20 protein-coding genes and 1 riboswitch are annotated in these 18743 nt (G+C 38.2%); of the genes, 11 read left to right on the top strand and 9 right to left on the bottom strand.

Going from position 1 to position 18743, the window contains the following annotated elements; genetic code table 11:
• Positions 1-17: 17 nt before the first annotated feature.
• The 6 genes from CSV76_RS03295 to ahlS form a co-directional block, all read right to left on the bottom strand.
• Positions 18-278 (bottom strand): hypothetical protein, encoded by a 261-nt coding sequence (locus CSV76_RS03295; protein ID WP_099624730.1) that lies wholly within the window; start codon positions 276-278, stop codon positions 18-20.
• Positions 278-523, bottom strand: a complete 246-nt coding sequence (locus CSV76_RS03290) for a hypothetical protein (RefSeq protein WP_085426653.1) — start codon at positions 521-523, stop codon at positions 278-280. The genes CSV76_RS03295 and CSV76_RS03290 overlap by 1 nt, the downstream gene beginning before the upstream one ends.
• A gap of 15 nt (positions 524-538) precedes the next feature.
• Positions 539-874, bottom strand: a complete 336-nt coding sequence (locus tag CSV76_RS03285) for a DUF3784 domain-containing protein (protein ID WP_085426652.1) — start codon at positions 872-874, stop codon at positions 539-541.
• A gap of 46 nt (positions 875-920) precedes the next feature.
• Complete coding sequence (locus CSV76_RS03280) at positions 921-2084, bottom strand: MFS transporter (protein WP_099624729.1); 1164 nt, start codon at positions 2082-2084, stop codon at positions 921-923.
• 51 nt (positions 2085-2135) lie between these two features.
• Positions 2136-2235: riboswitch (purine riboswitch) on the bottom strand.
• 57 nt (positions 2236-2292) lie between these two features.
• Positions 2293-3468, bottom strand: coding sequence for an iron-containing alcohol dehydrogenase (locus CSV76_RS03275; protein WP_099624728.1), 1176 nt, complete (start codon positions 3466-3468; stop codon positions 2293-2295).
• 17 nt (positions 3469-3485) lie between these two features.
• On the bottom strand, positions 3486-4331 hold the full coding sequence (ahlS, locus tag CSV76_RS03270) for an AhlS family quorum-quenching N-acyl homoserine lactonase (RefSeq protein WP_085426649.1): 846 nt from the start codon (positions 4329-4331) through the stop codon (positions 3486-3488).
• A gap of 293 nt (positions 4332-4624) precedes the next feature.
• On the opposite strand from ahlS, the gene CSV76_RS03265 reads away from it, so the two are divergent.
• The 3 genes from CSV76_RS03265 (at position 4625) to CSV76_RS03255 (ending at position 6321) form a co-directional block, all read left to right on the top strand.
• Positions 4625-4846, top strand: a complete 222-nt coding sequence (locus tag CSV76_RS03265) for a DUF2829 domain-containing protein (protein WP_085426648.1) — start codon at positions 4625-4627, stop codon at positions 4844-4846.
• A 55-nt stretch (positions 4847-4901) separates the two neighbouring features.
• Positions 4902-5657, top strand: a complete 756-nt coding sequence (locus CSV76_RS03260) for a 3-oxoacyl-ACP reductase (protein WP_085426647.1) — start codon at positions 4902-4904, stop codon at positions 5655-5657.
• Positions 5658-5811: 154 nt separating this feature from the next.
• Entirely contained in the window at positions 5812-6321 is a 510-nt protein-coding gene (locus tag CSV76_RS03255; RefSeq protein WP_099624727.1) for a QueT transporter family protein, read from the top strand.
• Between the two features lie 43 nt (positions 6322-6364).
• Here the strand turns inward: CSV76_RS03255 and CSV76_RS03250 are convergent, their stop codons facing one another.
• Together CSV76_RS03250 and CSV76_RS03245 are read right to left on the bottom strand one after the other, a co-directional pair.
• Positions 6365-6850 (bottom strand): hypothetical protein, encoded by a 486-nt coding sequence (locus CSV76_RS03250; protein ID WP_099624726.1) that lies wholly within the window; start codon positions 6848-6850, stop codon positions 6365-6367.
• A complete protein-coding gene (locus CSV76_RS03245) occupies positions 6847-7059 on the bottom strand; it encodes a helix-turn-helix transcriptional regulator (RefSeq protein WP_085426644.1) in 213 nt (70 codons plus the stop codon). Before CSV76_RS03245 ends, CSV76_RS03250 begins: the two co-directional genes overlap by 4 nt.
• A gap of 227 nt (positions 7060-7286) precedes the next feature.
• Between CSV76_RS03245 and CSV76_RS17645 the strand changes: the two genes are divergently transcribed.
• Entirely contained in the window at positions 7287-7859 is a 573-nt protein-coding gene (locus CSV76_RS17645; protein ID WP_233204388.1) for a hypothetical protein, read from the top strand.
• Positions 7860-8180: 321 nt separating this feature from the next.
• On the opposite strand, the gene CSV76_RS03235 is transcribed toward CSV76_RS17645, so the two are convergent.
• A complete protein-coding gene (locus tag CSV76_RS03235) occupies positions 8181-9590 on the bottom strand; it encodes an MDR family MFS transporter (RefSeq protein WP_085426643.1) in 1410 nt (469 codons plus the stop codon).
• A gap of 214 nt (positions 9591-9804) precedes the next feature.
• Between CSV76_RS03235 and CSV76_RS03230 the strand changes: the two genes are divergently transcribed.
• The 7 genes from CSV76_RS03230 (at position 9805) to CSV76_RS03200 (ending at position 18723) form a co-directional block, all read left to right on the top strand.
• A complete protein-coding gene (locus CSV76_RS03230; protein ID WP_085426642.1) occupies positions 9805-10332 on the top strand; it encodes a D-glycero-alpha-D-manno-heptose-1,7-bisphosphate 7-phosphatase in 528 nt (175 codons plus the stop codon).
• Between the two features lie 344 nt (positions 10333-10676).
• Positions 10677-13856, top strand: coding sequence for a hypothetical protein (locus CSV76_RS03225; RefSeq protein WP_099624725.1), 3180 nt, complete (start codon positions 10677-10679; stop codon positions 13854-13856).
• A 169-nt stretch (positions 13857-14025) separates the two neighbouring features.
• Positions 14026-16035 (top strand): acyltransferase family protein, encoded by a 2010-nt coding sequence (locus tag CSV76_RS03220; RefSeq protein WP_099624724.1) that lies wholly within the window; start codon positions 14026-14028, stop codon positions 16033-16035.
• 88 nt (positions 16036-16123) lie between these two features.
• Entirely contained in the window at positions 16124-16345 is a 222-nt protein-coding gene (locus CSV76_RS03215; protein WP_085426639.1) for a small, acid-soluble spore protein tlp, read from the top strand.
• Positions 16346-16512: 167 nt separating this feature from the next.
• Positions 16513-16839, top strand: a complete 327-nt coding sequence (locus CSV76_RS03210; RefSeq protein WP_099624723.1) for a monothiol bacilliredoxin BrxC family protein — start codon at positions 16513-16515, stop codon at positions 16837-16839.
• A gap of 90 nt (positions 16840-16929) precedes the next feature.
• Positions 16930-17523, top strand: coding sequence for a class I SAM-dependent methyltransferase (locus CSV76_RS03205; protein ID WP_085426637.1), 594 nt, complete (start codon positions 16930-16932; stop codon positions 17521-17523).
• A gap of 135 nt (positions 17524-17658) precedes the next feature.
• On the top strand, positions 17659-18723 hold the full coding sequence (locus CSV76_RS03200; protein WP_099624722.1) for a GGDEF domain-containing protein: 1065 nt from the start codon (positions 17659-17661) through the stop codon (positions 18721-18723).
• The last annotated feature ends 20 nt before the right edge of the window (positions 18724-18743 follow it).

Here is an 18743-nt window from a genome sequence, read left to right as displayed (position 1 = left end):
GGAGCGTTTTTTAAATTCTACTGTACTATTGTTTGTTTAAGAGCCCATATATAATCCATACCATCTTCACTTGGATGACTGGGATCACCAAACTCCGTCACACAACCACATCGATCACATACTGCGGAATAGCCAATTGATAACACACCAACTCCCGGTTCTTCCACGTTTGATACGGTTAGATAGGGGATAAATTTATCATGCGTACAAAGACGACAAATAAGCAGATGGTCTAAAATTGTTATATGGCTTCTAACGCTTTCTAGTTCTTCTACCATCATGCATCCACCTCGATATAGACAATATTTGGTTCGTCATGATGCGACTGTTCTTGAATCAACTGCGTTGTACTACATACTTCACAAGCAAAAGATTGTAATGTTAGGCGAGCAGGTACTTCTTTGGATGTGGGTTCTACATCCATGTACACTTCTCGGTGAATAAACGTTGTGCCACCGCAAAGTGTACACTGAAGCGGCATGCTTAGTACTTCAATTTCATAAATACCACGTCTTCTAACCATTGTTCAACACCTGCCTTATTTTTTAAATCGATTTCCTGTATTTGCGTAAATCCATGCAAAACCGAGTACTATCACGAAAAGTGATAGTCCCACTATGAAATATATATCTTCTCCTAGCAGTTCACTCACTGCGAATAAACCGACACAAAAACTTAAAGTGAACATAATCTTTGCTATAAACTTGAATAATGCACGTTCGTTTAGTTGCATCCTTTTCTCACTAGACATCGTATTATAACCTGTAAGCAGAGCTGCGCCTTTACCATGCCAAAGAGCAATACCGTACACAATAAATGCAAGCAGAATGACAACATCGAGTAGCAGACCGAGCATAAGCATCCCTCGTTTCATTAAATATGGAGTGAACTCTGTAACGAGTTCACTCCATTTTACATGATTAAACAGTTGCTTGACGAGTCTTTACGGCCATTGAAAGTGAGATAGCCGCACATATGAACGCAATGATGACAAGGATGCCGCCAACAGCAGGCATATTTGTTACGGTACCTGTCTGACTGTATACGACACCACCGACACCCGAACCAAGCGCGATTCCGACTTGCAGAGCCGAGTTGTTGAAACTCTGGTGAACGTCGGATGTAACAGGATCACTTTGAATAATATAATCTTGTTGTGCAGGTGCCAACGCCCAACTCAATCCACCCCAAACCATCATGAAAATGATGAATAACGGAATCGAAAACGTAGAGTAGGGAAGGGCGAATAAGCTAATAGCAAACGCGCCAAGAATAATTAAAATACTTTTCTTAGAACCAAGCCGTGTTGCCAACCCTCCACCGAATGCTCCGCCTGCAACTGCAGCCAATCCGAATAGGAAGTAGAAGACACTAATCCAGTAAGGACTTAATTTCATTGTTGTCTCAAGGAACGGAGTGAAGTATGCATACACGGTGTAATGACCGGCTAGCATAAACATCGTTGCCATATGAGCAAAGAATATTTTTTTATTCGCCAATGCTTTAATTTGTACAGAAAGTGGTTGTACATCGCCTGTAGGAATCTTCTCGAAAAACTTGGCAATCAAAATAATCGAAATGATGGTCATTATAGAGATTCCTAGGAATACAGAACGCCATCCAAAAGCATTTGTTATGACGATCCCAATTGGCACACCGAGCACAAGCGATGAACTGATTCCCATATAAATATAGCCAAGTGACTTCGCTCGGATTCGAGGTTCAACCATACGCGCCGTAATCGTCAACGACAAGACAATGACGAGTGCTGCGCTTGCTGCAGTTAATATGCGTGCAGCCATCATCAAGCCGAACGTTGGGCTCAAATACGTTAGGATGTTACCTATTAAGAATACAAAAAGCGTAAGTAAATATAATTTCTTTCGCTCCACTTTCGCAGTGAATGATAGTAACACAGGTCCCGCCACTGCATACACCAGTGCGAAAATTGTGATTAACTGACCCGCGGTTGCAATCGAGACATGTAAGTCCTCTGCAATCACTGGCAGTATGCCTCCGACTACCAACTCTACCAGTCCTACTGTTATAGCTGAAATAGCCAATAATAATACACGTAAATTCAAACTAACTCCTCCTACCAGTTCTACCACATTTATTACTCCATAGAAAAATCCCGATTACAAAAATGACTTTGTAATCAGGATTTAACGGTTCCTGGTAGAGACCCTCGAACCATATTATCGAGGTTATACATGTTGATTCCGTAAATGAAATTTTCTATTGTTCAATTTATCACGGAAATTATAGAATGGCAAGGAGAAAGAGCCGAAATTAATGTGGTTCCACCACGACACCTTCGAAGGCAGACTTATAAATCGCAAAAATGTCATCTCTTTTCAATTCCATTGGGCTGCGTGCTAAAATTCTGGTTTGTTTAATAGCGTCATCAGTGAGAGCTTCTAAAGATTCAATAGGAATATTAAATCCTTTAAGTGTAGATGGAATACCTACATCATTAACAAGTTCCTCCAATTTATTTATACATGTATAGGAAGCTTCTTCTTGTGTTTGTCCAACCGTACTACTACCCATGGCTTCCAAGATGTGTTTCAACTGTTCTTCACAGCTTATTCTTATATACCCCATCACATAAGGTAATAATACAGCATTGGAATCTCCATGAGCTATATGAAATTGACCGCCTAAAGGATAGGCAAGCGCGTGGACACCCGCAACACCTGCATTAAAAAATGCTAATCCGGCTAGATAGCTTCCATAGCTCATATCAGAGCGGGCTTGTTTATTTTCACCATCTTTCACTGCTGTTCGTATTGCTCCACTAATTAATTGTATGGCTTTAAATGCTAAAGAATCCGTTATGGGATTAGCATTTTTTGATACATAGGCTTCAATGGCATGGGTTAATGCATCAACACCTGTAGCTGCAGTTACTTTCGGAGGCAAAGTGATGGTTAGTTCAGGGTCTACAATAGCAACATCTGCTAATAAAAAGTCATGTGTGACTACATCTTTTGTTGTATCTAGCGATAGTACGGAGATATTGGTAACTTCAGATCCGGTGCCTGAAGTAGTTGGAATAAGTATTTTAGGTAAACCTTTGTCCGTAATAGTTCGATTTCCAGATAGGTTTAGATAGTCTGAGACGTTTCCATCATTCATTGACAAAACAGCAGCGATCTTCGCTAAGTCTAATGCGCTACCGCCTCCTAAACCAATGACCAAATCAAATTCATGACTTCTTGTGTATGCAACCAACCTCTCTCCGATTTCTAGTGGCGGTTCCGGTTCTACATCTGTGTAAATATCTGTTGTGCAACCCATTTGTTGTAATGGTTTTTCAATAGTGTCAGTTATACCGAGCTTCAGTAAGAAAGGATCAGTCACAATAAGGATTTTTTTAGCTTGTAGTCTTTTAACTTCGTCAGGTAATACCGAGAGGCAACCCCATCCTATATAACTCGTTGGTGCGAATGTCAGTTTATGCATAAGCTTCTACTCCATTCTTATTCATAATAACCTTCCGTTGATTTTCTGAAACTCTTGAATTGTACTGGATCATGGCCGAACCATACATCGGAATTGGTTTCATTGGCTAATCTGCGAATTCTTTCAACAGTAGAATTATAGCCAACAGAATCATAAATGATGCCTGGTGGTTTTACAGGTGGTCCGAAACTTTCTGCTGTATATATTGCATCTGATGCTAAGATGATTCCTCCGGTGTCAGGCATATTAATATGAAGACCTAACATACCCCAAGCATGTCCACCGCCGAAATTCAGGATTTCAATACCTTCAGCTAACTTAACATGATCTTCTCCTCTTTTTATCACACGCCATTGCAAATTATTCTTTATCCACATATCAATGTCTGACCAGATATAAGCCCCTTCAGTTACATTTTTAGCGTAAGTTTGGAGTGTGCCATTGAATTCATCTTCTTGGACAATGATCGTCGCATTTGTAAAGTACTCTAAGCAACCGGCGTGATCTAAATGCAAATGAGATGCCACTACATATTTAATATCTTCTGGTCGTGTATTCAACTCTTCTAAACGATGTAAAAGATAGCACTCTTCTGGCATATTGATAGGGAATGCTTTTTGTGTAGATTCACTCCAGCGTCCTTCAGGGCCCATAGAGTTTGGGTTGCAAGCGGTATCGAATAAGATCTTACCTTCAGGATGATCAATTAATACAGTGTAAACAGGAAATTCAACAAATTCATTCGGTTGATGGGGATGATCAATAGTAGCAGGATTGTGCATAGCAATCATAAAGTTCTTATCCATTCGCATAGTTCCGTTATCCATAACGTAAAGTTTTGGCTGTTGATTAATTAAATTCATTACTACCATCTCCTTTTATTGTTTGAATGTATAATGATCTGTTATTGCTTACCAAAGTTTAACAGAATCTATTTCTCTCACGCAAGTAATAAGTTGATTATTCTGAATTTTGTTGAGGTAGATGAAGTTATTATAATTTCTTAAGTACTTTAATAAAAGACTAATCAAGATTCGAAATGTGTTAATAAGATTGAAGTAGGAACAAACAGTTTAATTTGTAAAACACAGCTCAATCCAGTATACTTTTCCCGACAAACAATACGAATTAAAACATAAATAAAGGATGGGTATACATGACATTTGAAGAGATTTTACCACGTTTAAAAGCAGGCGAAAAAGTAATTCGCAGTAATTGGGGTGGGGCAGAATTATATGTCAAGCTAGTAGGGGAGAGCGAGCAAGACGGTAAAAAATTGAACCCATATTTCGTCATTGACGTAACGGGAGAAGGCTATACTATGTTCACTCCGACAGTTTGCGACTTGTTAGCAGAAGATTGGGTCGTCGTAGAGTAATAGAATGAATCAAAGCTCATGAGTGATCATGAGCTTTTTATTTTGGAGGGATAGTATGAAATTTGAAGAGTATGTAGGAAAGACAGTGCTAGTAACGGGGGCAGCATCAGGTATCGGGCAAGCACAAGCGAATGCGTTTCTTAAGAACGGGGCGAATGTAGTTGCGTTTGATATGAATGAAGGCGATATGCAAGCGATGAAACAATCGTATCCAAATCAGTTTAGATATGTCATAGGAAGTGTCAGCTCGAAAGAAGATATCCAACATGCGGTTAAAGACGCTGTACATTCATTTAGCAGTATTGATATTTTATTGAATACAGCAGGTGTACTGGATGGCTTTGCGAAAACGTTGGATACTGATGAAGCGCTATGGGATCGAATTATGGATACGAATGTAAAAGGTACTTATTTCATGACCAATGAAGTCTTGCCACATATGCTCGCTAACGAGTCGGGTGTCATCGTGAATATGGCTTCTATTGCGGGGCTTGTGGCAGGTGGTGGCGGTGCAGCCTATACTGCATCCAAACATGCGATAGTCGGCTATACGAAGCAACTGGATATGGATTATTGTCGTGAGGGGATTCGTGCGAACGCGATTGCGCCAGGCGCGATCCAAACTCCAATGAACAAAGTAGATTTTGCAGGTGATGGTGAAATGGCGAAGTGGGTTGCAGAAGAAACACCAGCTGGACGCTGGGCGCAACCGAATGAAGTCGCAAACCTCACATTATACATAGCCAGTTCCTTAGCTGATTATATCCATGGTGCCGTTATTCCTATCGATGGCGGATGGATAGCGAAATAAAGCTTCTCTAATACAGGAACTTCTGTTATAATACCGTAGCAAGCAAATTCTGTTTGCACTACGACACTTTTGATCGAACGATAAGTTCTTTCTTCCTTTGGTCGTAGTTATTACTGGAATAGCAATTAAGCTATTTCACAAAGGAGAAAATAATATGAGTATGTCTTATGTAAAGGATTCACCAAAAAGTACGGTGAATGAACTGGCAAAAACAGCACTCGTTGCAGCTTTGTATGTAACGGTGACATTTGTATTTGCGGTTATTAGTTTTGGCGCGGTTCAACTGCGTTTGTCGGAAATGTTCAACTATCTCGCGTTGTATAATAAGCGTTATATAGTCGGTGTTACGCTAGGTGTAGCACTTGCTAACTTCATGTCACCTACTTGGCTATTGGATGTGCCGATAGGTTCGATGGCTACATTAGTTGCTTTGCTAATAAGCCGCGCACTAGTGAAGAAAATTAAAAATGATATTTTAAAAATGGTGATTACTGCTATTGTATTTGCAGTATCTATGTGTGCAATTGCATTTCAATTGAACATCTTGCTAGGCTTCCCATTCTGGGCGACTTGGCTAACAGCGGGTATTGGAGAATTATTGTCTATGACAATTGGTGGAATGGTTATATACGCATTGAATAAAAAAATAGATCTAACTAAATAATAAAAAGCACATTCGCAAATAGTGAATGTGCTTTTTTTACTATTTATGCACGTTGCAAGGCGGTAAAAGATATCGCATATATAATCAATCCGCTGATAGGAATAGAAGCAGTTGCAAATAATGGATACCAAATATGATCCAAGAAATAGTTCGGAATAAACATAAACGAGCCGATCATGAAAAAGGAATAAATCAGTAAACCTGAAAAAGCATAACTTACAGCTTTCCGTGTATTCGCAATGGCACGTTCATCTGTTGAATCATATTCAAATGTTATGAAATCTCGTATATCTGTATTCTTATTTTTTCGTAATCGTAAAAAGTAAACTACATTGCCTACTACAAAAAGAAAAAGAACAATCAACATTAATGAACCAGGCCATGAAGTAACTTGAACAGAAAACCCTTCTGTATACCCCCTGTTCATGAGAGTAAATTGTTGCTCAACGCGTAAAAAGTCAAACACCATCATAGCCAGAGAAATGAATAATAAAATTCGTAATGTGACTGATAGAAATACATGGTTCATTGCGCATCCTCCTTATAGAAAATCTCTTCAATTGAAAGCATAAATACTTCTGCAATGTTCATAGCTAATAGAAGAGAAGGCGTATAACTTCCTTTTTCTAGTGCCACTATCGTTTGCCGAGTAACTCCAACCCGTTCAGCAAGCTCGCCTTGCGTCAAATCCGCTCGAGCACGCAACTCCCTCACACGATTTTTTATCACGCCACTCATCACCTCATCTAATTGTAGTGTATACTAAACTATACTTTTTGTCTAGTTTGCTTTACAATTTGAGGTTAAAGCGACCAAAAGTATGTATCGATCTAGATAAAATGGAGAACACAGAATGATTGAAGTAATGTATAACAAGAATTAAATAGTTTTTTTCTATTATGAGTACACCATTTAGTTAAGTAGTACAACAGCTGAAGTAATAAGCGGATTTACACTGATTTAAAATGTTAAGTATCATTGGAATTAACGGTGCCATTTTGGTGATTAAACAAACTACTGGAATAATTATGCTATACTATTTACAAAATATGTGTAGGCTCATTGTTCAACAAACGGCCATTTACTTGAATAAACCTATCAGTAGAAATAAGGATGGAAATGTGGTGCTCAAAATGTTTAGGAAACAAAGTAGTATTGATTTTAATTATTTTTCTGGACAAAGTGTTATTGAGGTGAATACAGAAAAAAACTTACCATTGGGATTGGGGTTTAGTAATGGTGGGTTAATAATTGAATGTCCTTGGAGATTACTAGTTGCTAATCAAGTCTTAATTGGGTTTTCAGATTGTACCCAAGGCCCTGATAAATTCACCCATAAGAATCTAGAAAGTATTCTTATGGGTAAAAAGGTTATGAATATCTATCATTTTGAAGAAATATCTGACTTAGTTTTGGAATTTGAAGATAATACTTTTCTTGAATTGTTTCACGATAGTAGTTTTTTTGAAGGGTGGCAGTTAAGAGGAGACAATGGATTCTATTTATTTACATTACCAGGAGGTTCTTACTCAGACTAAGTAAGCAATTTGCTTATTTCACTAATGGGCGCAATTGTGGCACATTGTTAATCGCACTCGCTCAGTTGATCTTCGTTACAGCCGGCGACCCCGGGAGGTTCACCGCTCGCCCATAGGACACTCGTTGATCTGCAGCGCAGATCAACGAGTTCAAAAACTGATTTATCTAGGGCATAATTTTATTTCATCTAAAAACTTGATAGTATATAAGGAGAAAAAGCCACCTAATTCATACGCGAATTAGGTGGCTTTTTAGTTATTTCATTTAATTTTGTACCAGTGAACAGAACTGTTTAATACTCTGAGAGACAGAAATTTTGTCTATGAGGCTTTTACTTCTTTATTTCTTTTCCTCGGATCTTTAATCAAAATAGCTAAAATTAAACCTACAACTGAAATCCAACCAGCAACGAAGAAGGACATATTCACGCCATGTATTTGACCCGCAACCGTACCGTTGTTAATTTCAGTTGTCACCATAACCGTAACGAGTACAGCAGTACCGATTGAGCCTGACATTTGGCGGAACGTATTGTTCATCGCTGTACCATGAGAAATTAAACGATTCGGCAATTCATTCAAACCAAGTGTAGTCGAAGGCATCATCACCATAGAAATACCGAACATTCGAACAGCATTCAATGTAGCCAGATAAGCAAACGTTGTTTCTTCAGTTAAGTTAGCGAAAACGAATGTTGTGATGGTGAGAATAACAAAACCGGTGAGTAGTAACCACTTTGCGCCATATTTATCAAACAATGTACCGGTAACAGGGTTCATGACACCCATGACGATCGCACCTGGCAATAGCATCAAACCAGAATGGAACGCACTAAATCCAAGCATCGTCTGCATAAATAATGGCAAGATAACCGTTGTACCAATCATCGAAGCAAATACGATCATGCCGAGACTAGTTGCCATCGTAAATACGCCATACTTAAAGACCCTAAACTCAAGAATAGGCTCTTTCAAATTCAATTGTCTAAGAATGAACCAGACTAACGAAATAGCACCGACAATGAGTGAGATCAAGACATTTGCGTGTAACCAGCTAGTCGTACCTGCAATACTGAAACCGTAGAGAAGACCACCAAAACCAAATGTAGATAGCACAACGGATAAATAGTCCATTTTAGGATCAGTTGTTTTCGTTACGTTTTTAAGTAAGAAATACGCTGCGATAATATTAAAGAGGGCAAATGGTAATACTACGTAGAAAACGCTGCGCCAAGGGAATTGATCCACGAGATAACCAGATAAAGTTGGTCCTATAGCGGGTGCAAATGCAATCACTAGACCGAAATATCCCATCGCTTTACCACGTTGTTCAATTGGAAAGAGTAGAAACAATATAGTTTGCAGAAGTGGCATCATAATACCCGCGCCAGCACCTTGCAAGACACGTCCTATTAATAGCACTGAAAAATTGGGTGAAACTGCAGCCACGAGTGTTCCTAACGCGAATATACTCATCGCAGTAAGAAATAATCGTCGAGTCGTGAATTTCCCGATTAAAAAAGCTGTAATGGGTATCATAATTCCGTTCACAAGCATGAAGATCGATTGTAACCATTGGACCGTACTTTCCCCAATATTGAGATCCTTCATAATAGGCGGTAAGGCAGTAGCTAGAAGGGTTTGGTTGAGAATCGTTATGAAAGCACCCGACAATAAAACAATCAGCAGAGGAAGATTCTTTTTAAAATTAAATGTTTGTGAGTTTACCATGTCTATGCATCACCCCATAATTAGTTGTTGCCACAAAGTAATTCGGCATTCGTTATAAATTTAACATACATGCTATATTAGTTGTTATTATCATAGACCTCAATGATATTGCCTAACTGATTCGCTGAAGATACTGGATGAATAGGCCTAGTGTTTAAAAAGATGCTAAAAGGATATGCTACGCATTAAGGAAATTTTAAGGAGCGAATACGTTATGAAAAAAGCCGTATTTCTGGATCGGGACGGTGTCATTAATGAAGTGCTTACTAGCCGTGTGAAGTTTGTCAACGAGCCAAATCAACTCTATTTTTTACCTGGTGTACCAGAGGCGATTAAGCGGTTGAATGAAGTGTTCGATTACATTTTCGTTGTGACCAACCAAGGTGGTGTGGGACTTGGTTACATGAAAGAATCTAAGTTACAAGCTATTCATACTCATATGCAATCGGAATTGGCTAAAGAAGACGCTCACATTCAGGAAGTCGCGTACTGTCCGCATAAACCTAAATCAGGTTGTGATTGCCGTAAGCCTAACAGTAAGTTGATCGTTGATTTGGCAGAGAAATACCAAGTGGACTTGTCATCATCTTACATGGTAGGGGATACGGATACAGATATTATGGCTGGTAAGCATGCAGGTACAAAAACCGTTTTTCTTGGCACTGCTGATCCGTTAGCTGACGCCGTGTTTCCAAATTTGCTCCAAGCTACGCCGTGGATTATCGATAATATAGAAAGATGAAAAGAGTTGGAGCAATATTTCAACTCTTTTTTATGTATGTAGAAGTGGTGTACTCGTTAAAATAATGGAATCGAAATTTATTCAGACCATTGGCTCAGCATTTAATACAATACCCTAAAATCATCTGAACTACCCTTTGAATTAAAAATATACTAGATTTTCAATAGTACGTTATGGAAGAAATATAGTGATAAAGTTTTACATTATGTTATAATTGATAAAATGAATTGAATTAATGATACTATGGACCCTTTTTATTTGGTGAAATTCGTTGGCTTTCGTTGAAAATCACCCTTACTAAGCAACAATAAATGAAAATGTAATAGTTGAGGGAGAGAAGACTTATGAAAAAGTTAGTGAATTTTATGTTGATTAGTGCATTTATATTAGTGATTCCTGTAGGATTATGGTTATTAAAGAGTGCTCAACCTCTGAAAATAGCCATTATAGATAAGTCTGCAGTCGAAGATTCCTATTCAGAACATTTAGGAATTAATTGGACCTTAAATTATATGAAAGTGCAAACCACACATAATAAACCTTTTGACCCTGCACGTGATTATTATGGGGGATTCACGAATGTTGAAGGCAAAGGTATTTCCGAATTACGTCCATTGCCAGAAGACTATTTAAAAACGGATATTATTTATTTAGCCAATACAGCCAATACTGACGAAATTGAACAGAATGATATGGATCCTTTGCTTGCTGTATATGAAAAAACACATGGTGGTCTTAGTGAAGTAGAATGGCAGCGTATGTTAAAGCGTCTCAATACAAAACAGCCATCGATGTTTATAGCAGAGTTTGATTCCTTTTCTGCACCTACTAGTGAAAAAGTACGGACGCGTGTAGCTGATCGTTTAGGTATGACGTTCTCTGGTTGGAAAGGTATTTATGTAGATGAACTAGATCCAGAAAAAAACGAAGAAGTACAGAAAGTTTTTTCAGAGCCACAAACTACATGGAATTCTAGCGGCCCTGGATTTCTACTAGTAAATGATAGTACAGGAGAGGTACTTGGATTACAGCAAGATCAAGAGGTTTCTGGTGAAGGGATTCATATACAATTTAACGATCTAGCTCAAGAACGTTTGAATGTTTCGGGTTCACATCCATTTCACGCATGGTTCGATATCGTAACAGCTGAAAAAGGGGAAACACTAGCTACATATGAGTGGGATCTTACAACTAAAGGTACAAAAAAATTAGTGGAGAAGGGTATTCCAACTAAATTTGATGCTGTAATTCGTAATACATCGGGTGTTTCAGAAAGCTTCTATTTGGCAGGGAAATTCAATAATATGACTGACGTTCCTAGCATATATCAAGTAAAAGGTATTGCGAACGTCTATAAAACACTTCAGAGATCAACAGATAAGACTTTTTTCTGGGCTGCTTATGTTCCTATGATGCAGGGCGTGTTGGCGAAATTTGGACAAGTAGAAGAGGAAGTTTCAGAAGAGCCAAAAAGAGATGGAATCCAGATGAATTCTCGAATGAATGGAAAATATCTAGAGGTTCTACAAGATGGTAAGTGGACACCGATGATTGTTAAAGGTGTCAATATTGGAATGGGGAAGCCGGGAGCATTTCCTGGTGAAGCTGCTATTACAGAAGAAGAATACTATAGGTGGTTTGAAGCTATCGGTGAGATGAATGCGAATACGATTCGTGTGTATACACTCCATCCTCCAGGTTTTTATCATGCACTAAAGGCGTATAATGACATCCATGATGACCCGATTTATGTCATGCATGGTGTCTGGATTAATGAAGAAAATCTTGAAGAATCTCTAAATGCATTTGAAAAAGAGAATTTGGAAGATTTTCAAAAGGAAATGATTCAACTAGTAGATGTTATTCATGGGAACGCTGATGTGAAGCCACGTCCTGGCCATGCCTCGGGTGTTTATGATTCAGACATTTCACAGTGGGTGACGGCTTGGATGATCGGTATCGAATGGTATCCGTTTATGGTGGAAAACACGAATAAGATTCATCCCAATCTAGGGGAATATCAAGGGACCTATTTTGAAACTAAAGGTGCCGCGGCATTTGAATACTGGTTAGCTGAACAAATGGATGTTTTAGTCTCTCATGAAGTGAAAAGCTATCAACAAATCCGCCCAATGAGCTTCGTCAACTGGGTCACTACGGATCTGCTCACACACCCCTCCGATTCATCGGGCAAGGAAGATATAGTGTCAGTTAATCCGAACTTAATCTATACAAAGAACGAAATGAACAAGCCGGGACAATTTGCATCGTATCACGTGTATCCATACTATCCCGACTTCTTGAATTATGAGAAGAAGTATCGTGAGTTTATAGATTTCAGAGGACAGAAAAATAACTATGCAGGTTATCTGAAAGATTTACATGAAGCACATCGTATACCTATTCTGATATCTGAATTTGGTATTCCAGCTTCACGTGGAAAAGCGCATAATAATCCATTTGGCTGGAACCAAGGCTTTATATCCGAGGAACAGCAAGGAGAAATCTTGACTCACTTATATGAAGATATTTTACATGAGAACATGATGGGGGCCTTGGTATTCTCTTGGCAAGATGAGTGGTTCAAACGAACATGGAACACTGCAGAATATGATAATCCTGATCGACGTCCATACTGGTCCAACACACAAACAAATGAACAGAGATTTGGTCTAGTCAGTTTTGAACCTTTGAAAATCAAAGTAGCAGGTTACGAAGAGGATTGGACCGGTGAACCGTTATATGAAAGCCAAAAAGGACCATTGGAAAAGATGTACATCGACCATGATGAGACATTCTTATATATACGAATGGATTATAAGGAGTCTGAAGTAAGTGAAATGGACGCTCTTAATATCGTTTTCGATACTGTACCGAATCGTGGAAACAGTAGAGCTAGTCGAATAAATGATATACAATTTACAAATGGCTTAGAATTTATTGCGAAAATCAATGGTGGAAAATCTCGTATGTTGATTGATCCGCATTATGATTTATTCCATCATGACTATGGGGAAGATGTTGGGTACGTGCCCGACCAAACAATGAAAGACCGAACTGATCAGTTTATTCCAATGCACTATGCGCTCAATGGGGAATACTATGTGGAAAACGAAAAACGTACGATTCCATTCAGCTCCTATGAAACGGGTAAATTGCGAGAAGGCAATGGAGATCCAGAATCTAAAACGTATGATTCACTTGCTGATTACCATATAAAAGACGGCATGCTGGAGTTGAGAATTCCTTGGATGCTGCTACAAGCACAAGATCCAAGCAGAAAAGAATTCACTGAGAATTTATTGGAAGATGGAAGACGAACAAGTACGATCGTAGATGAAATTTTCATCGGAGCCGTTATAACTTCTGCTGACGGAGAAGTACTTGATTCATTCCCTCGAGTAGATCGTATGAAAGTAGATGCCTTAAAGAGTTACACATGGGATAACTGGCAAGTACCGATGTATGAGGAGCGATTGAAGAAGTCCTACTATTACTTACAAGACGCATTTAAAGTGAAATGATTCAGGATAAAGAAGAAACAGAAGCCTTTCGTCGCTTCTGTTTTTCTTTGTGTTTTATTGATGTGTAGCCGCTTATTTTCATTGTAAATAGAAGTAAAAACCAGAATGAATTTGTGATATAGTAATCAATGAACTAAATTGAAGAAGATTTTTCAGATGGGGGAAGTAAATGAAAGATCTATTATTACCGAACAAGAGATTTCGTCCTGAAATAGAAGGGATACGAACAATTGCTACGTTATTAATCGTGATTTACCATATATGGTTAGGAAGGGTTTCGGGAGGAATTGATGTATTCTTTATCATTTCCGGTTATTTGATGACACTTTCTATATTATCGCGGATAGAACGCACAGGTTCAGTGAATTTCATCGATTATTTTCTGAATTTAACAAGGAGATTATTTCCGCAAGCAATCGTCGTCGTGATTTTTACTGGAATTATGGCAGTGATATTTCTTCCTCAGTTTGAATGGGGAGAAATCATTTCGCATATGATGGCCTCTACGTTTTATTTTGAAAATTGGCGACTGGCGTTTGATTCTGTTGATTATTTAGCGAAAGATAATTTGGCTAGTCCATTTCAACATTTTTGGTCTTTAAGTGTTCAAGGACAATTCTATCTTCTATGGCCTATCATACTATCTAGTACATATTATATCGCACGTAAAGTTTTGAAGACGCCTGTTTATAAAACACTACTAGGATCACTTATTATCGTATGTTTTTTGTCGATGATCTTCTCAATCTATCAAACAAACGTTAATCAGCCTTTTGCGTACTTCAATACATTCACAAGAATGTGGGAGTTCAGTATCGGCGGTATTTTTGCGTTACTCTCTCCGTACTTAGTATTCAATAAAAGACTTAGTGTGGTACTAGGATGGTTCGGTCTACTAATCATCTGTTTAACAGGAGTCATACTACCAGTTTCTACAGTTTTCCCTGGTTACTTGGCGTTACTACCTATTAGTGGCGCATTACTTATTTTAATTGCTTCTGAAAGCATTACCGTATATGGAGTCAACCGATTTTTGGCGACAAAACCGCTGATTTATTTAGGTAGTCTTTCATATGGTGTGTATTTATGGCATTGGCCATTGTTGATTTTCTATCGGTCCTACATGGAAGTGGAAACCGTTCCGATCGTAGACGGCATTCTGCTCGTCATTATAACGTTTGGTTTATCTATGATTTCTACTAAGTTATTGGAGAAGCCTGTTCAGAAAATAGGTAGAAACCAGCAGAAAGGGAAACTGGTCTTCGTGCTGACTATGATGTTAGTGCTTGCTTGTAGCTCGATATTTTCTATTTCGGCTTATATCGAGAAAGCAACAGCCAGCTCGGACGTAGTAGAAATTAAAGATTATCCAGGTGCGGAGGTGAATTTTTATCAATTAAAAAATATACCTGAAGTTGAACCCATTCCTTCACCAGTGGAAATCAAAACAGATCTACCGTCATTTTATAAAGATTTAGAATGCCAGTCAGCCAATCTTATAGAGGTTAGAAAATGTTCTTATGGCGTATTAAGAGACTATGATTTTACTGTGGCACTTGTAGGCGGCTCACACTCTGGACACTGGTTTCCCGCATTGATTGAGCTATCAAAAGAAATGAATTTTAAAATCGATTTATATAGCCATGACGGATGTCGGTTTACAGACGAAGATAGTAAAGGAAACTTAACAGAAGCATGTATTCCGTGGAATAAGAATTTAATAGATATGCTAATTAAAGATCCACCTGACCTTGTTTTTACGACGTCTACAGTGAATAAACGTCCAAAAGTACCGAGAGGGTTCATTAATCAGTGGAAGAGACTTGAAGGAATCACTACCGTTTTTGCTATTCGTGATAATCCACGTATGAAGACTATTATCCCTGTCTGTCTAGAACAAGCTGATGATCCTTTGGAGTGTTCTGTACCACGGGATGAAGCTATTGCGAAAGAAGATCCGTGGAAAGTGACAGAGGGAATTCCTTCGAATGTATTCTTCGCAGACCTTACAGATTCATTTTGCGATGAAACAACTTGTTCACCTGTAATCGGTAATATTATCGTCTATCGTGATGATAACCACATTACTGCAGAATATGCTAAAACTCTTGCCCCTGCATTGAAAGAGCCTTTGCAGCAAGCATTCGACAGTCTGGATACAACTGATCTACGTAAATAATGGATTGTTGATTTAAATTCTGCATAATTCAAAGGAAGTAGGAAAAGCTATCGTAGATTACCCAAATATATATAAGGGAGTGCATATGATGGCGAACAAGTATCCAAAACCGAATGACCCTGCAGATAATAAAAAACGATTGAATAAAACCATCAGCAATATGGAGGCCGCAGAAGACGCGATGAAGTTTGCTGAAGGGGAAGAGTTCAAGCAAATCCAAAAGAAAAATGAACGCAGAGCGGAAAGTATCGAGGCTTTAAAGGAAGAAATAATTGAAGAAGACAAGTCACGAATTAATGGTTATTTATAAGCTTTTCACATAGAATATGTATGATCCTCACTTATAAAAGTGAGGATTTTTGCTGTTTATAATGCTTAATATATATAGGCAAAAAAGAGGTATGCACATCGAACGCTGTATAGAATAGAAGTATCTACTATATTTCATAGTTTTTTCATTTAAGGAGAGAATGCAAGATGAAAAGAATTAAAAAAATCGACGAATGGCGTGAGTTGCTAGAAGGGTCGAATACACAACCCTTCTTGTTATTTAAATCTAGTATGACATCTATCAGCAGTTTAGCGGCTAAAAAGGAGTTGGATGGACTGCGTACAGAACTTCCAATATATATCGTCATCACCCAAATAAGTAAGAAACTATCCGCTACTATTGAATCGGATCTAGGTGTTCCTCACGAAGTTCCTCAATTATTGATAGTGAAAGATAAACGAGGCATCTGGCAAGCCACGCATTATCAAATCAAAGAACAGATTTTAGTGGATGCAATAAAAGAATACGTCTGATATTTTGGGGGAATATCTTTAGACATTCAGATAACCACAACTACGCAATGTCTGATGAATAATTATGAAGCGACAAAAGGAGTTCTACTAATGGCAAGTTTATTTCCTAGAATCTATGACGTGGCTATGAAGCCTTTAGAAATGACTAGATTTAAAAGAGTTCGAACGGAGTTAATCCGTAATGCACAAGGAAACGTATTAGAAATTGGTTCTGGAACGGGTATCAATTTTCCTTATTATCAACAGGCGAATCACGTGGCCGCAATTGAACCGAATCCTCAAATGAGTCGCTTGGCAGTAAGCCGAGGTAGAAATGCCAGTGTGCCTATTACTTTATATGAAGCAAAAGCGGAATCATTGCCTTTTCCTGACAATTCATTTGACACGGTGATCGCGACATTAGTATTTTGTACAATACCAGATCCAATTCTAGCCTTGAAAGAAATTCAGCGTGTTAGCAAACCAGGTAGTACAATTTTATTTTTTGAGCATGTCAAAATGAAACAACCAGTTCTGGCCAAAACACAAGATCTATTAAATCCATTTTGGCAAAAAGTGTGCGATGGTTGTCAATTAAACCGTAATACCCTTTCGACAATAGTCAATTCCGGGATTTCTGTAGAAAGTGTGGAATCATTATACGCGGGCTTGTTTTTGTCTATACAAAGTACAAACCAAAAATAATCATTGGTGTCGTCTATAAAACATTTCCTATTTAACGGATGTAGTAGAAATTAGAACCCTTTATCATGTATAGTTCTACTTAACTACTATTCATCTGACTTTTGTTAGCTACATAATTAAAGGAGCAAGACAATAATGATCCAATCTATATTATCCAATTTAGCCGTCATTTTGCTTAGTCATTTGGCAGTCACAACGTTACTCGGTTATCGGGAACGATTTTCCAGACGTCGGCTCCAGTTTTACATAGTGATATTGATGTCGATCACAGTAATTTCTATGTTCTACTTACCCATTCAATTTAGTAATTACCGCCTGGATTTACGTTTAATTCCGCTTATTATGCTCGCAATATTTAGTGGATGGCATATAACGATGCCTGTGTTAGTTATTGCTTGTATATGGCGTTATTTTCTTGGAGGAGACGGGGCCATTCCAGGAATTGTATTTGGTATGTCGCTCCCGACTATATTTGCTTTAGTATACATGCGAATAATTGGGAATCGTAAAAAAGTCTGGGATATATTCGTATTGATTACTATCTGTTGGTTTATATCCGATATACCTCTTATATTCTATCCGTATGACGGGCTAGAGATACTCAAACAGATTGGCTTTTTACGGTTTTCGTCATTTTTACTTGCCACATTTATCTACTATACAGTTATCGAAATTGAAAACGGTCGACTTATTATGAAGCAACAGCTGGAATTTCTCGCCACGCATGATCAATTGACTAAACTACTTACCCGTCAAGAATGCATTCGACGTGCAGAGATTAAACACAAAATGAATGAAAAGAATACGCATCACTTTATGGTGATGATTGACGTAGATCATTTCAAGGAGTTGAATGATGAATACGGTCATGCCGCAGGCGACGATACTCTAGTAGAGTTATCAGAGATACTTAAGTCGTTTGAAAAAGATACATTGCAAGCCGCGCGATACGGTGGGGAAGAATTTTTATTGTGGATCTGTATAGAGGATAAAGATAGTATCACTCAGACAGTAGCAGAAATTCAAGAAAATATTCGTCACACACATTTTGAAGTGGGACTAAATCAAGCTATACCGATAACTGTTTCTATTGGAATAGCATCCTGGCCTACTGGAACTTCAATACATGATGCAATAAAAGAAGCAGATCGCAAACTTTACATAGCAAAAGATCAAGGACGGAATCAAATGATCGTTTAATGATGGATATAGGTGATAGG

The organism is Sporosarcina sp. P17b, from assembly GCF_002743115.1.
Lineage (GTDB): Bacteria > Bacillota > Bacilli > Bacillales_A > Planococcaceae > Sporosarcina > Sporosarcina ureae_C.
Note: the sequence above shows the minus strand (reverse complement) of the source record. Positions and strands in the feature narration are given on the sequence as shown.